The following is a 14,779-nucleotide window of genomic DNA, read 5'->3' as shown; positions in this document are numbered from 1 at the left end:
ACAGGGCTATGACTATTGCTTCATCTTGGGGTTCTGAAATCTGTTGGAGATTCTATGTTCGCGGGCAAGCCTCGCTCCAACGGATCGACGCAACATTCGCGACAGGTCGTACGATCTAGTGGGACCGGCTTTAGCCGGGAAGGCGTCGGTTCAGACAATACTTCTGCGGCGCCTGGCGGTTGCCCCCCAGACATAGAATCTCCAACGGGAATTTGCTGTTGCGAATGCACGTATAATCAGCCGCCTGTTCTGGAGCTGCCATGATTTCCTTGCCCATCGATGCCGTTTTACCTGATCTGCGCCAGGCCTTGGCCGCACGCCATGAAGCCGTGCTCGAAGCGCCGCCCGGCGCCGGTAAAACCACGCGGGTGCCCTTGGCGCTGCTGGAAGAAACCTGGCTCGCCGGGCAAACCATTCTCATGCTCGAACCCAGGCGGCTGGCGGCGCGGGCGGCGGCTGAGCGTCTGGCCAGTGAGCTGGGCGAAAAGGTCGGCGAAACCGTCGGCTATCGCATCCGCCTGGAAAGCCGGGTCGGTCCCAGGACGCGTATCGAAGTCGTCACCGAAGGCATTCTGACCCGACGCTTGCAGGACGATCCGGCGCTGGAAGGCGTTGGTTTGCTGATCTTCGATGAATTCCACGAACGCAGCCTTGATGCGGATCTGGCCCTGGCCCTGAGCCTCAACGGCCGTGAACTGTTTCGCGACGATCAGCCGCTGAAGATCCTGTTGATGTCGGCCACGCTGGAAGGCGAGCGGCTGTCCAGCCTGCTCGACGACGCCCCGGTGGTGCGCAGCGACGGGCGCATGTTTCCGGTGCAGATGCGCTGGAGTCGACCATTTCAGTCTGGGGAATTCATCGAGCCGCGCGTCGTACAAACCGTGCTCGATGCCATCAACGACGAAACCGGCAGCCTGCTGGTGTTCCTGCCGGGTCAGGCCGAGATTCGCCGAGTCAATCAACAACTGGCTGAGGCATTGGGCACGCGGGCCGATATTTTGCTCTGCCCACTGCATGGCGAGCTGGACCTCAATGCCCAGCGCGCGGCAATCGAACCTGCGCCCAAAGGCATCCGCAAAGTGGTGCTGGCGACCAATATCGCGGAAACCAGCCTGACCATCGACGGCGTGCGAGTGGTGATTGATGCCGGATTGGCGCGGGTGCCGCGTTTCGATCCCGGCAGCGGCATGACCCGCCTCGACACTCAGCGGATTTCCCGCGCCAGCGCCACGCAACGCGCCGGCCGCGCGGGGCGTCTTGAACCCGGTGTGTGTTATCGCTTGTGGTCCGAAGCCCAGCATGAACAGCTGGCGGCCTACGGCACGGCGGAAATTCTCCAGGCGGATCTGGCCGGCCTGGCGCTGCAACTGGCTCGTTGGGGCGTGACGCCGCCGCAGCTGGTCTGGCTCGATATTCCTCCGGCAGCGGCGTTTGCCCAGGCGCAGGATTTGCTCGGTCGCCTCGGTGCGCTGACCGTCAAGCCCGGCGAGGAGCGCAAGCTCACGCCTCACGGACAAGCGATGGCTGAACTGCCTGCGCATCCACGCATTGCCCATTTGCTGTTGCGCGGTCAAGCGTTGGGCCTTGGCGCGCTGGCCTGCGACGTGGCGGCGTTATTGGGCGAGCGCGACATTCTGCGCGGTGCGGGTGCGGATTTGCACAGCCGTCTGCATCTGCTGTCCGGTAGCGAGCGGGCGCGTGGGACGCAGGGCGGCGTGCAGCGCGCCAGGCAACTGGCCCGGCAATATCGCGGCTATTTGCGCGGTGCTGCGACTGAGCCGGTCAGTGATCCCGAGCATTCGCGCTGGTTAGGTGCGTTATTGGCCTTGGCTTATCCCGACCGGGTGGCGCAGCAGCGTCGGGCCGGCGGCGCCGAATATCGACTGGCTAATGGCCGGGCAGCGCTGTTTGCCGAAGCCGATGCCTTGATGAAGCAGCCTTGGCTGGTGGTTGCCGATCTGGGCAGTCGGCAGGGGCAGCGTGAAGAGCGCATTTACCTGGCCGCCGAGTTCGATCCGGCGTTGTTTGATTCGGTATTGGCCGAACAGGTCGTGGCGCTCGATCAGCTGGACTGGGACGAACGCGAAGGCGTGTTCCGCGCCGAGCGACAGCGCAAGGTCGGCGAGCTGATCCTCAGTCGCGAGCCATTGACCGGTCTGGATGAGTCCGCCAAAGGTCAGGCGTTGCTGGCTCTGGTGCGGCGCAAAGGCCTCGAATTGCTGCCGTGGACTCCGGAACTGCGCCAATGGCAGGCGCGGGTCGGGCTGCTGCGGCAACTGGATCTGCAACGTCAGGACGCCAGCGAATGGCCGGATGTGAGCAACGCAGGCTTGCTGGAAAAACTCGAAAACTGGCTGCTGCCGTATCTGGGCAAGGTGCAACGACTCAGTCATTTCAGCAATCTGGACTTGTCGTCGATCCTGCATAACCTGCTGCCGTGGCCGCTGCCCCAGCGTCTTGATGAGCTGGCGCCGCATCATCTGAGTGTGCCGTCCGGTTCGTCGGTGCGCCTGGACTACAGCGAACATCCGCCGATTCTCGCGGTGCGCCTGCAAGAATTGTTCGGCCTGGCCGACACGCCACGCATCGCCAACGGTCGGCAGATCGTCAAGCTGCACCTGCTGTCACCGGCCCGCCGCCCGGTGCAGGTCACGCAGGACCTGGCCAACTTCTGGCGCAGCACCTATGCCGAAGTGAAAAAGGACCTGAAAGGCCGCTACCCGAAACATTACTGGCCCGACGATCCATTGATTGCCGAACCAACGGCGCGGATCAAACCAAGGAAGTCGTGAACGCATCCTCACATTGCCGCCGCTGACCACCATCGCCGAGCGAAAGACGGAACGCCTGGCCGGGTGTGGTTTCGAAAAAAAGAGCAATGTTGAGGAGTAATACTTATGCGACCGCAAACGTCATTCATATTCGACCTGGACGGCACGTTGACCGACAGCGTCTATCAAAACGTCGCAGCCTGGAAACTGGCTCTGGATGCCGAGAAAATCCCCCTGGCCATGTGGCGAATTCACCGCAAGATCGGCATGAGCGGCGGGCTGATGCTCAAGACCTTGTCGCGGGAAACCGGGCTGGAGATTGGCGAAGAGCAAGCCGAAAGGCTGAGCGCCAAACATGCCGAGCACTACGAAGAACTACAGAATCAGATCATTGCGCTGCCGGGGGCAGTTGAGCTTCTGGAGACGCTGGACAAGGAAAAACTCAAATGGTGTATCGCGACCAGTGGCGCCATGTCTACGGCGAAGATTAATCTCAAGGCGCTGGGGCTGGATATCAAAGACATCAATCTCATCACCCGGGATGACGTTGATTACGGCAAACCCGATCCAGACCTGTTTCTGGCTGGAGCGCGCAAGCTGGCTGTGCCCATTGAGCAATGCCTGGTCATTGGTGATGCAATCTGGGACATGCTTGCCGCAAGGCGCTGCAAGGCAACCGGTATTGGCTTGTTATCGGGTGGCTATGACATCAGCGAGCTGGAAAGGGCGGGCGCGCTGAGAGTCTATGAAGATCCACTGGACTTGCTGCAGCATCTGGATGAAGTGGCTTCGCGTCCTTGATGCAGGCGCTCACTGCACCACGGGCAACAAAAACCGCCCAATCACCGGCAAGTGATCGGAGATCAACAGCGTGTCTTCCCGCCGGACCCGGGCATTCACACGTTTGAGGTGCGGGCTGTAGAACAGGTAATCCACAGTCCGGTCCGGGCCGCTGATTCGTGGGTCGTTGGGGAAGTGGGTCAGCCAGTTGTTGCGATCAATGCCGCTGACTTCGGTGTTGTCCGGGATCATTGGGTACTTGTCCCACAGCACCTGCAGCTGACTGTCCGCTTGGTAGCGGCTGCGCTGTTCGGGTGGCAGACGCCGGTATTGACCGAGCGGCAACAGGTTGAAGTCCCCGCCGATCAACCACGGTGTACCGCTGCTTTCGAACTTGTCCAGCAGCTGACTGGTGGCCAGCATCTGGCGATCTTGCGTGTCGCTACCCTGAGCGAAGCGATCCAGTTGAGTGTTGATCACCGCCATCTGGCCACCGTCACGCAACGGCAGGTAACTGACCAGTAATGCACGCTTGGGCTGAAATTGGCGCGCCAGCAGGTTGCTATCCTGAATGGGCAGCTGGATGCGCTCGGCGCGGTCGATGTGATAGCGGCTCAGCGTCGCCAGCTTAGTGCCGACGCTGCCGAAGATGTGTGGCAGCGGGACAAAGTCAGCTTTCCAGTCAAACGCTTGGGCGCTGCATGGATACAAATCAGTGACCCGCTCCTGAAGCAACGCGAGCTGGTCGGCGTAGTCGGTGTTCTTGGCGCCGTCGCTGACTTCCTGCAGCAGGACAATATCCGGCTGTTCGTCACGAATGACCCGTGCGACTTCATCGAGGTTGTAGGCCAGGTCCTCGGGCGTAGGCCGTTCATCCGCGCCGCTGCCATCGTCCAGGTCATACCAGAACACATAACGTTTGCCCGCCAGATACTGGATGTTCCAGGTCATGACCTTCAAGGCTTGCCCCGGCACCAGCGTGGGCGCTTGCAGTTTCGGGTTGCAGGTTACGGGCAGGTGCTCGTGGGCGGCGGGGCGCCAGGTCACGCTGTAGACAAAGCCGATAAACAGGCCGGTCAACAGCACGATAATGGCGAGGATGCGGGCTTTCACGCCGGTTGTCCTGGTTCGCTGACCAACATGAACAGGCGGAACATTACCACGCTGGTAAATAACTGCAGAAAGCTGCTGATGCTGTCGATAGCCAGCGAAACCGGCGCGCTTTGAGGTTCCGGCAGCAGGAACATGCCGATGCCTTCCAGCACCGAAAGCGGCAGATAGACGCACAGTACGCAGGCCAGGATGCGCACGAACTGGCCTTTGGTCAGCAGCAGGCTTTCGCGCATCGCGGCCAGCGGCGTCAGTCCGCGCAATACCAGCAGATACTCGGAAAATGCCAGTTTGACCATGATGTACACGCCGGGAATGATGAACATCGACAGGCCGAACATGATCAGCAACGTGCTCAACGCCGACAACACGGCAAAGGTTGGCCACAGGCGCAGGGCCATGGCCAGCAGGTCGCGTTTGTGGGGTTCTTCGCCACGGCTGCGGGCGTCAAGAAACAGAATCAGCGCGCCAGTGTACAGCGGATAAAACAACAGGCCGACCAGCAGTTCGTAAGCCGGTGAAGCTTCCGCCGCCAGCGCATTGCCCAGCGCCTGCTTGGCCAAGGCTTCGAGTACCACCAGCGGCAGACAGAGCAGCAGAATGCTCGCTAGGTTGCGCCGGAAAAAATACAGCGAGTCTTGCAGAACGATCAGCGGGTTCATGGAATCGGGTCGCAGAGAAAAAGCAGGTGGTCACTTTAGCCCATGCACCCCAGCGAACCAAGCGCGAGCCAGAGCGCTGCGCGGCATTCTTAACATTTACGCACAGCCATTGAAACGCATCGGATCAGCCCCATTACCTTGCGTACGTCTGGCCATTTGGTCAGGCGACGATATTTAACGGCAATCTAACGAGGTCGCCATGAACAGCGAAGAGCAAACCCTGATCGATGGCCTTTTCTCGAAATTGAAAAGTGCCGAAACCGCTTCAGCCCCACGCGATGCGCAGGCCGAAGCCAGGATCAAGGAGCATCTCACCCAGCAGCCGGCAGCCCCTTATTACATGGCGCAGGCAATTCTGGTGCAGGAAGCGGCAGTCAATCAATTGAACCTGCAGATCAAGCAGCGCGACGAGCAGATCCAGCAGCTTCAGGCCGAATTGCAGCAGGCCAAGGCGCAGTCGTCAGCGGCACCGGCCCCGAGCGGCGGCGGTTTCCTGTCGAGCATCTTCGGTGGTGGCAACTCCCAGCCGCAACAGCAGGCGCGGCCGAGCAATCCGTCGTCTTCGGGCGGCTGGCGCGATGGGCCGGCCAGCCCGCCGCCTGCCAATTTCCAGCAAGGTAATCCGCAACAAGGCAATCCTCAGCAAGGCAACTATGCCGCGCCGCAACAGCAGGCACCGGCAGCACCGATGGGCAGCGGTTTTCTCGGCGGCGCCTTGAAAACCGCGGCCGGTGTGGCGGGCGGCGTGATGCTGGCCCAAGGCATCAGCAGCATGTTCGGTCATCACGAACAGCCGCAGGAAGTGGTGGAAGTGATCAAGGAAGAACCTGCCCAGGTCGCCGATCACGGCAATAGCGACAGCGGCAACAACTGGGGCAACGACGAACAGCGCGTCAGCGACAACGACGTCAACGGCAATCAGGACAGCTACGCCGACAATGGCTACGACGATGGCGGTGGCGATGACATGTTTGGCGATGATGATTCGTTTGTCTGATTGGTGCCCTCCCGGCTAAAGCCGGTCCTACGGATGGCGGGAAGCTGGCATACTGGGCGCCGATCCACTTCTGGATCGGCGTCATGAGGATTTCCGGTGAAAAAAATTGCAGTGTTCGCCGATGTACAGAACCTCTATTACACCGTTCGTCAGGCGCATGGCTGCCATTTCAGTTACGCGGCGTTGTGGGCTGATATCAGCCAGCACGGCGAGATCGTGCAGGCTTACGCCTATGCCATCGACCGGGGCGACAGCAAACAGCAGCAATTCCAGCAGATCCTGCGCAACCTCGGTTTTACCGTCAAACTCAAGCCGTACATCCAGCGCAGCGACGGTTCGGCCAAGGGCGACTGGGATGTGGGCATCACCATCGATATCATGGACATCGCCTCGCAAGTCGACGAAGTGGTGCTTGCTTCCGGTGATGGCGATTTCGATTTGCTGCTCGAACACATCATCAACAAGCATGGCGTCGAGGCTGTCGCTTACGGCGTACCCGGCTTGACCGCCAACTCGTTGATCCGTGCCGCCACGCGCTATGTACCGATCGAAGGTTCGCTGCTGCTGCGCAACTGAGTATGTTCATTTTTCAAAGGATTCAGGCAAGTGTTGGAACGCATCGCAGTCATCGACTTTGAAACCACCGGCATTTCCCCAGGCCACGGCTGCCGGGCGACGGAAATCGCTGTGGTGATCATGGAGCAGGGGCGAATCGTCGAGCGCTATCAGAGCCTGATGAACGCTGGCGTGCGCATTCCTTCCTTCATCGAGTCGCTGACCGGCATCAGCAACAGCATGATTCGTACAGCGCCTAGCGCCGAGCGCGTCATGAACGATGTGGCGGATTTTGTCGGCGTAATTCCGCTGGTGGCGCACAACGCCTCCTTCGACCAGAAGTTCTGGGATTACGAGCTGTCGCGCATCCAGCGCAACCGCGAACAAAGCTTCGCCTGCTCAATGCTGCTGGCCCGCCGCCTGATGCCCGGCGCGCCGAACCACAAGCTTGGCACCCTGACCAGCTACGCGCGTTTACCCAATACCGGCAAGGCTCACCGAGCCATGGCCGACGCCGAAATGGCCGCCAACCTCACGGCGCACCTCACCAACGAATTGCGCCACACCCATGGCATCGCCGGGATTTCCCATCAGTTGCTCTGCACTTTGCAGAAAGTCCCCGCCGCCAAAATCAGCGAAGCCCTCAAGCGTCAACGCGGTTTCTGATCCGTGTTGTTGAAGTAGGTGAGCAAGAAACGGGTTTTCCTCGAAGGTCAGCTCGTTTAAAAAGGTTTAGTGTTTGCTTTTCAGATCAGCCTTTCCAAAGAGCTGGCGAATAATAATTAACTTTCGAGCCTGATATGCCGAGTTCCCGTCGTTTTCCGTTGCTGCTGATTGGTGCCTTCGTGGCTTTGTATCTGGTGTGGGGATCGACCTATCTGGTGATCCGCATTGGCGTCGAATCCTGGCCGCCGCTGATGATGGCCGGCATTCGTTTCCTGATCGCCGGTTGCCTGCTGTATGGCTTCCTGCGTTTTCGTGGCGCACCGGCTCCGACTTTTGCGCAATGGAAGGCATCGGCTGCCATCGGCTTTTTGCTGCTGGCGTGCGGTAACGGCGGGGTGACGCTGGCGGAACATGCGGGCATCGCGTCGGGCATTGCCGCGCTGGCGATTGCGACCATGCCGCTGTTTACTCTGCTGTTCGGCCTGTTCTGGGGCAATCGCACCACGCGGCTTGAGTGGGCAGGAATCATTCTGGGGCTGATCGGCATTGGGCTGCTGAATCTGGGTTCGAACCTGCAAGCCAGTCCCTACGGCGCGGCACTGGTGATTTTCGCCGCCGCGGCCTGGGCGTTCGGCTCGGTGTGGAGCAAGCATCTGCCATTGCCCGAAGGCCCGATGGCCAGCGGCGCCGAGATGATCACCGCCGGCGTCATGTTGCTGATCGCCAGCGCCATCAGCGGCGAGCATCTGGACCATATGCCCAGCGCAGCGGGTTGGGGCGCTCTGGTGTACCTGATTGTGTTCGGTTCGATCGTCGCGTTCAGTGCCTATATGTACCTGCTGAAAAACGTCCGGCCCGCCGCTGCCACCAGTTACGCCTACGTCAATCCGGCGGTCGCAGTGTTGCTGGGTATCCTGTTTGCCGGCGAGACCATTGGCCCGGAAGAATGCCTGGCGATGGCGGTGATTATCAGCGCCGTGGTGCTGATTGGCCTGCCGCAATGGCGAAAGCCGCAGCCGGAACAGGCCGGATCGGTGAGGACAGGGTAAACTCCGCGTCTTGCGTTGAATTTCCCTATGGTATTACCGATGACATTTGCCACTCTTGGCCTGATCGAACCCCTGCTGCGCGCCCTTGAAGCGCTCGGTTACCAGACGCCGACGCCGGTGCAGACCCAGGCGATCCCTCCGGTTCTGGCCGGGCGTGACTTGATGGCCGCTGCCCAGACCGGCACCGGCAAGACCGCCGGTTTTGCCTTGCCGCTGCTGCAACGATTGACCCTGGAAGGCCCGAAAGTCGCCGCCAACTCGATCCGCGCCCTGGTTCTGGTGCCGACCCGCGAGCTGGCCGAACAGGTTCACGAGAGCATCCGTCAATACGCTGAACACCTGCCGCTGAGCACCTACGCGGTCTACGGTGGCGTGAGCATCAACCCGCAGATGATGAAGCTGCGCAAAGGCGTGGACGTTCTCGTCGCCACGCCGGGTCGTCTGCTGGATCTGCATCGCCAGAACGCACTGAAGTTCTCGCAGCTGCAAACCCTGATCCTCGACGAAGCCGACCGCATGCTGGATCTGGGCTTCTCGGAAGAGCTGCGCAGCATCTATGCCGCGCTGCCCAAGCGCCGCCAGACATTGCTGTTCTCGGCGACGTTTTCCGACGCGATCCGCCAGTTGGCAGAGCAAATGCTCGACGATCCACTGACGATTGAAGTCAGCCCGCGCAACGTGGCCGCCAGTTCGGTCAAGCAATGGGTGGTGACTGTCGACAAAAAGCGCAAACCGGAACTGTTCATCCATCTGCTGAAAAAACTGCGCTGGTCCCAGGTGCTGGTATTCGCCAAGACGCGCGTCGGCGTCGATCAACTGGTGGAGCGTCTGCAAGGTCTGGGCTTTAACGCCGACGGCATTCATGGCGACAAGCCACAAGCTACCCGGCAGCGGGCGCTGGATCGCTTCAAGGCCAGCGAAGTGCAGATTCTGGTGGCGACTGACGTTGCAGCGCGCGGTCTGGATATCGACGATCTGCCGACAGTGGTCAACTTCGACCTGCCTATCGTGGCCGAGGATTACATCCACCGCATCGGTCGCACCGGCCGTGCTGGCCTGACTGGCGAAGCGATTTCAATGGTCTGCGCCGATGAAGTCGAGCTGCTGTCGGCTATCGAAACCCTGACGCGGCAGACCTTGCGTCGCGAAGAAGAACCGGACTTCACGCCTGAGCATCGGGTGCCGACGACCGATTCCACCGGGCAGATTCTGAAGAAACCCAAGAAGCCGAAAAAACCGAAAATCTCCGGTGGCGGCAAACGCAACCTGGGCAAATGGGTCGACAGCGGCGACACGGCGCCCGATCCGGTGGCGGTCAAGCCGGTGCGTAAAGTGCCCGTATTCAACACCGGGCCGCGCAAGAAGAAGCCTTGATCGAGGCCTCGGCTTTATCCCGTAGGACCGGCTATTAGCCGGTCCTACGGGTTTTACGTCATTTATCTGCCAACCACTCCACCATCCCCAACCCCGCCGCGCGGCCGCTGGCGAAACAGACGGTCAGCAGATAGCCGCCGGTGGGGGCTTCCCAGTCGAGCATCTCGCCGGCGCAGAACACTCCTGACAATGGCTTGAGCATCAGGCGCTCGTCCAGGGCTTCGAAGGTCACGCCGCCTGCGGTGCTGATGGCTTCGTCCAGCGGTCGCGGCTTGACCAGCTTGAGTGGCAGGGCTTTGAATGCCTTGCTCAGCTGAGCGGGATTATCGAATGTTTCTTTCGAGGCCAGTTCCCGCAGCAATGCCGCCTTGACCCCATCAATCCCCAACTGACTGTGCAGATGCTTGGACATCGAGCGCGAGCCACGCGGTTTGGCGAGAAGTTTTTCGATGGTCGATGCGGTTTTGCCAGGCAGCAAGTCGATATAAACCGTGGCTGACCCGCGCTGATTGATCAGCTCGCGAATCTGCGCGGACAGCGCGTAGACCAGGCTGCCTTCAACGCCGGTTTCGGTGAGCACACATTCGCCCAGGCGCGCGGCCTGACCGGGCAGGCCCATGGCGATGTTCTTCAGTGGTGCGCCAGCGAATTTGCTGCGCAGCAACTCGCTCCAGCTGCTTGTTTCGAAGCCGCAATTGGCCGCTTGCAGAGGCGCGACGGTAACTCCGCGTTGTTCCAGCCACGGCAGCCACGCGCCGTCGGAACCCAGGCGTGCCCAGCTCGCGCCGCCCAGCGCCAGCAGCACGGCATCTGGGTTGATCGCTGTTTCGCCGTCAGCATTGGCGACACGCAAATGACCTTGCGCATCCCAGCCCAGCCAGCGATGCCGGGTATGAATCGTCACGCCAGCCTCGCGCAAACGCTTGAGCCAGGCGCGCAGCAAGGGCGCGGCTTTCATGTCAGCGGGGAAAACCCGGCCGGTGCTGCCGACAAACGTCTCGATGCCCAACCCGTGAATCCACTCGCACAGCTGGTCCGCACCGAAGCTGCGCAGCATCGGCGCGATTTGCGGCGCGCGTTCCGCGTAGCGCGACAGAAACGCCGGGTAAGGTTCCGAGTGAGTGATGTTCATGCCGCCGACCCCGGCCAGCAAAAACTTGCGGCCCACCGAAGGCATGGCGTCGTACAGGTCGACTTTGATCCCCGCCTGACTCAACACCTCGGCGGCCATCAAGCCAGCAGGGCCGCCACCGATGATGGCGACTGAGGGTTGGGATGTGGCGGCGGGGCTGGTCATGGCGGATTTGGCATCTATTATTGCAAATGAGTGGGGCATTCTACTTCAGCCTCAGTGTTGCGGTGGCGCCTGATTCTGTTGGAGATTCTATGTTCGCGGGCAAGCCTCGCTCCAACGGATCTACACAACATTCGCGATAGGATGTACAGCCGATGCATTGGCGTCTACTGGGATGCCGTCTTCCCGGCTAAAGCCGGTCCCACAAAATCAGCTCGATCCAGTGGGACCGGCTTTAGCCGGGAAGGCGTCGGTTCAGACAATACTTTCTGCGGCGCCTGGCAGTTGCCCCCAGACATAGAATCTCCCACAAGATCGAATCACAACCCCTCCGAAACCCAGACCTTCTGCGCGCTGTGATGCAAAATCCCGTGTCGCCGCGCCAGGGCCTGGCGATCCTTGCTGTAGCCGCCGCCGATCACGCCCATCACCGGGATATCCCGGCGCAGGCAGTGGCGCAACACGGCTTCGTCCCGCGCGGCTACTCCAGCGTCGGTCAGTTTCAGGTAGCCGAGGGCGTCGTCCTGATGGACATCGACACCCGCGTCATACAACACCAGATCCGGCTTATAGAACGGCAGCAGATAGTTGAGCACATCATCGACGACGGTCAGGTATTCCTCATCGCCCATGCCCATGGCCAGCGGAATATCCCAGTCGCTGCGGGCCTTGCGGGCCGGGAAGTTCTTTTCGCAATGCAGCGATACGGTGATGGCGTCTTCGGTGTCGGCGAGAATCCGCGCTGTGCCGTCGCCCTGATGCACGTCGCAATCGAAAATCAGCACCTTGCTCACGCGGGCGCTTTGCAAGAGGTATTGGCTGATCACCGCCAGGTCATTAAAAATGCAGAATCCGGCGGGATAATCGTAGTGCGCGTGATGGGTGCCGCCCGCCAGATGACAGGCGAGGCCGTGTTCGAGGGCCTTTTCGGCGGTCAGCAGCGAGCCGCCGACCGCGCGTACAGTACGGCGGGCGAGGGCTTCGCTCCACGGTAGGCCGAGGCGGCGCTGATCTTCCCGAGACAGATCACCTTCCATATAGCGGCGAATGTACGAAGGGTCATGGGCGAGGGCCAGAATATCGTTCGGACACAATTGCGGACGCAGTAACTGCGCCTCAGTCGTGAGGCCGCTGTCGACCAAGTGGTCGCGCAACAGACGGAACTTGTCCATGGGGAAGCGATGGTCAGCCGGGAAGTCCGGGCTGTAATCCTCGTGATAGATGAGCGGCAGGGACATTTTGCGTCCGTTGAGAGGTCGAAGCCGGATAGTGCCAGCATTGCTCGTATCCGCCCAGCTTTGCGGGTCAACCGAGCGCGACACTGGCCGACTTATCCCCCGACGGTTCAGACAGGCTGTAAAGGAGCAAGCGATGGAGCCGATACTCAAGCTGGAGAGCGCACGTTTGTTGATGCGCCAGTGGCGAGATGACGATTTGCCGGCATTTGCTGCGATGTGCGCCGATCCGCAGGTCATGCGCTACTTTCCAGCGCCGCTGACTCGCCTGGAAAGCGCGGCGTTGATCGGACGCGTGCGTGGGCATTTTGCGGAGCTGGGTTTCGGACTTTGGGCACTGGAACGCAAGGACAGTGGCCAGTTCATCGGCTTTACCGGGTTGCACGTGGTGAGTTTCGATGCGGATTTCACCCCGGCGGTGGAGATCGGCTGGCGCCTGGCTCGCGAGCATTGGGGTTTCGGTTACGCCAGTGAAGCGGCCTGGACCGCTCTGGGGTGCGGGTTCGAGCGTCTGGGGCTGGAGCAGATCGTGTCGTTTACCGCCGTCAGCAACCAGCCGTCGCAGAAAGTCATGCAGGCCATCGGCATGCACAGCGACCCTGCGGAAAACTTCGAGCACCCGAAACTTGCGCCAGGGCATCCGCTGCGGCCCCACGTGCTGTATCGAATCAATCGCCAACAATGGCTGAAAACCCTGCAAGCTTGACCGGGAATGCCTGGTTTATTTCTGTATCATTTCAACTTTGTCGCGCCGCAAAGGGCGATCAAGTTATACGTGAGGAATGATGAATGAGCCAAGTATTGGATGATCTGGTCGAGCTGCTGACTCTGGAACCGATTGAAGAGAACCTGTTTCGCGGCCGCAGCCAGGACCTTGGCTTTCGTCAGTTGTTCGGTGGGCAAGTGCTGGGCCAGTCGCTGTCGGCCGCCAGCCAGACCGTGGAGGACGAGCGCCACGTGCATTCGCTGCACGGCTACTTCCTGCGCCCCGGCGATGCCGCTCTGCCGGTGGTCTATCAGGTGGATCGGGTGCGCGATGGCGGCAGTTTCAGCACGCGTCGGGTCACGGCCATTCAGAAAGGCCAGCCGATTTTCACCTGCAGCGCCTCCTTCCAGTACGACGAAAAGGGTTTTGAACATCAGACGTCGATGCCTGATGTGGTCGGCCCGGAAAACCTGCCTTCGGAGCTGGAATTGCTGCAGCAACGCGCGCACCTGATTCCGGAGCAGATGCGCGACAAAATGCTCTGCCCCAAGCCGATCGAATTCCGTCCGGTGACGGCGTCCGATCCTTACAATCCGCAGCCTGCGGAGCCGGTGAAGTACGTCTGGTTCCGCGCCGACGGCACGCTGCCCGAGATCCCGGCGCTGCATAAATACCTGATGGCCTACGCGTCAGACTTCAACCTGCTGACCACGTCGCTGCTGCCCCACGGCAAAACGGTCTGGCAGAAGGACATGCAAGTCGCCAGCCTCGACCATTCGCTGTGGTTCCACGGCGACCTGCGCGCCGATGACTGGCTGCTGTATGCGATGGACAGCCCGTGGGCGGGCAATTCCCGTGGTTTTTCCCGAGGCAGCGTTTATAACCGCGCCGGTCAGCTAGTGGCCTCGGTCAGCCAGGAAGGCCTGATTCGTCACCGCAAGGATTGGGCATGAACCTGAACGGAATTCACCACTGGGTGTTCGACATGGACGGCACCCTGACCATCGCGGTGCATGATTTTCCGGCGATCAAACGCGCGCTGGATATCCCGCAGGATCACGACATTCTTGGTCATCTCGCGGCATTGCCCGCCGATGTGGCTGCGGCCAAGCATGCCTGGTTGCTGGAGCACGAGCGCGAACTGGCCTTGGGTTCGCAAGCCGCGCCGGGCGCGGTGGAGCTGGTGCGTGATCTGGCGGGGCGTGGTTTTCGGCTCGGCATCCTGACCCGCAACGCGCGGGAGCTGGCGCATGTGACGCTTGAAGCCATCGGGCTGGCGGATTGTTTTGCGCTGGAAGACATTCTCGGACGCGACGAAGCCGCGCACAAACCCGACCCGGCCGGCCTGCTGCATCTGGCGCACGCCTGGCAGGTCGAGCCATCGCAAATGGTCATGGTCGGCGATTACCGGTTTGATCTGGACTGCGGCCGCGCTGCCGGAACCCGGACGATTCTGGTCAACCTGCCGGAAAACCCATGGCCGGAACTCGCCGATTGGCATGCACAGGATTGCGTGGAATTGCGCGGGTTGTTGGGCTGATCACCCCTTTTGGAGATTCTATGTCTGGGGGCAACCGCCA

At 60.9% G+C, this 14,779-nt stretch carries 14 protein-coding genes; 10 read left to right on the top strand and 4 right to left on the bottom strand.

The genetic code is table 11. The features are described 5' to 3' along the window. Positions 1 to 260 precede the first annotated feature (260 nt). Together hrpB and ACP7E4_RS15950 are read left to right on the top strand one after the other, a co-directional pair. Complete coding sequence (hrpB, locus tag ACP7E4_RS15955; RefSeq protein ID WP_426115753.1) at positions 261 to 2,792, top strand: ATP-dependent helicase HrpB; 2,532 nt, start codon at positions 261 to 263, stop codon at positions 2,790 to 2,792. Positions 2,793 to 2,897: 105 nt separating this feature from the next. Beyond that, a complete protein-coding gene (locus ACP7E4_RS15950) occupies positions 2,898 to 3,572 on the top strand; it encodes an HAD family hydrolase (RefSeq protein WP_426115756.1) in 675 nt (224 codons plus the stop codon). 9 nt (positions 3,573 to 3,581) lie between these two features. Here ACP7E4_RS15950 and ACP7E4_RS15945 read toward each other — a convergent pair whose 3' ends face one another. Both ACP7E4_RS15945 and ACP7E4_RS15940 read right to left on the bottom strand, forming a co-directional pair. Continuing rightward, on the bottom strand, positions 3,582 to 4,652 hold the full coding sequence (locus ACP7E4_RS15945) for an endonuclease/exonuclease/phosphatase family protein (RefSeq protein WP_426115974.1): 1,071 nt from the start codon (positions 4,650 to 4,652) through the stop codon (positions 3,582 to 3,584). An 8-nt stretch (positions 4,653 to 4,660) separates the two neighbouring features. Beyond that, positions 4,661 to 5,323, bottom strand: coding sequence for a YciC family protein (locus ACP7E4_RS15940; protein ID WP_065833740.1), 663 nt, complete (start codon positions 5,321 to 5,323; stop codon positions 4,661 to 4,663). 199 nt (positions 5,324 to 5,522) lie between these two features. On the opposite strand from ACP7E4_RS15940, the gene ACP7E4_RS15935 reads away from it, so the two are divergent. The 5 genes from ACP7E4_RS15935 to ACP7E4_RS15915 all read left to right on the top strand — a co-directional run bounded on the left by ACP7E4_RS15935 (position 5,523) and on the right by ACP7E4_RS15915 (position 9,964). Then, positions 5,523 to 6,320: a DUF2076 domain-containing protein gene (locus ACP7E4_RS15935; RefSeq protein WP_426115758.1), complete on the top strand. Its 798-nt coding sequence runs from the start codon at positions 5,523 to 5,525 to the stop codon at positions 6,318 to 6,320. A 96-nt stretch (positions 6,321 to 6,416) separates the two neighbouring features. Then, the gene (locus ACP7E4_RS15930; protein ID WP_426115760.1) at positions 6,417 to 6,896 is read left to right on the top strand and encodes an NYN domain-containing protein; all 480 of its coding nucleotides are present in this window, start codon (positions 6,417 to 6,419) and stop codon (positions 6,894 to 6,896) included. 33 nt (positions 6,897 to 6,929) lie between these two features. Then, entirely contained in the window at positions 6,930 to 7,541 is a 612-nt protein-coding gene (locus tag ACP7E4_RS15925) for a 3'-5' exonuclease (RefSeq protein ID WP_426115976.1), read from the top strand. Between the two features lie 134 nt (positions 7,542 to 7,675). Further along, entirely contained in the window at positions 7,676 to 8,590 is a 915-nt protein-coding gene (gene yedA / locus ACP7E4_RS15920) for a drug/metabolite exporter YedA (RefSeq protein ID WP_426115762.1), read from the top strand. 39 nt (positions 8,591 to 8,629) lie between these two features. Next, complete coding sequence (locus tag ACP7E4_RS15915; protein ID WP_426115764.1) at positions 8,630 to 9,964, top strand: DEAD/DEAH box helicase; 1,335 nt, start codon at positions 8,630 to 8,632, stop codon at positions 9,962 to 9,964. Between the two features lie 58 nt (positions 9,965 to 10,022). On the opposite strand, the gene ACP7E4_RS15910 is transcribed toward ACP7E4_RS15915, so the two are convergent. Both ACP7E4_RS15910 and ACP7E4_RS15905 read right to left on the bottom strand, forming a co-directional pair. Then, complete coding sequence (locus ACP7E4_RS15910; RefSeq protein ID WP_426115766.1) at positions 10,023 to 11,261, bottom strand: TIGR03862 family flavoprotein; 1,239 nt, start codon at positions 11,259 to 11,261, stop codon at positions 10,023 to 10,025. A 317-nt stretch (positions 11,262 to 11,578) separates the two neighbouring features. Continuing rightward, a complete protein-coding gene (locus tag ACP7E4_RS15905) occupies positions 11,579 to 12,496 on the bottom strand; it encodes a histone deacetylase family protein (protein ID WP_426115767.1) in 918 nt (305 codons plus the stop codon). Positions 12,497 to 12,629: 133 nt separating this feature from the next. Between ACP7E4_RS15905 and ACP7E4_RS15900 the strand changes: the two genes are divergently transcribed. The 3 genes from ACP7E4_RS15900 to ACP7E4_RS15890 all read left to right on the top strand — a co-directional run bounded on the left by ACP7E4_RS15900 (position 12,630) and on the right by ACP7E4_RS15890 (position 14,739). Then, a complete protein-coding gene (locus ACP7E4_RS15900; RefSeq protein WP_426115769.1) occupies positions 12,630 to 13,199 on the top strand; it encodes a GNAT family N-acetyltransferase in 570 nt (189 codons plus the stop codon). An 83-nt stretch (positions 13,200 to 13,282) separates the two neighbouring features. Next, on the top strand, positions 13,283 to 14,152 hold the full coding sequence (gene tesB, locus ACP7E4_RS15895; RefSeq protein WP_426115771.1) for an acyl-CoA thioesterase II: 870 nt from the start codon (positions 13,283 to 13,285) through the stop codon (positions 14,150 to 14,152). Beyond that, on the top strand, positions 14,149 to 14,739 hold the full coding sequence (locus tag ACP7E4_RS15890; RefSeq protein ID WP_426115773.1) for an HAD family hydrolase: 591 nt from the start codon (positions 14,149 to 14,151) through the stop codon (positions 14,737 to 14,739). Before tesB ends, ACP7E4_RS15890 begins: the two co-directional genes overlap by 4 nt. The last annotated feature ends 40 nt before the right edge of the window (positions 14,740 to 14,779 follow it).

Origin of the sequence: Pseudomonas sp. DSP3-2-3, from assembly GCF_049898225.1 — a bacterium.
Classification (GTDB): domain Bacteria; phylum Pseudomonadota; class Gammaproteobacteria; order Pseudomonadales; family Pseudomonadaceae; genus Aquipseudomonas.
The sequence above is the reverse complement of the archived record's forward strand: the minus strand, read 5'-3'. Positions and strand labels throughout refer to the sequence as shown.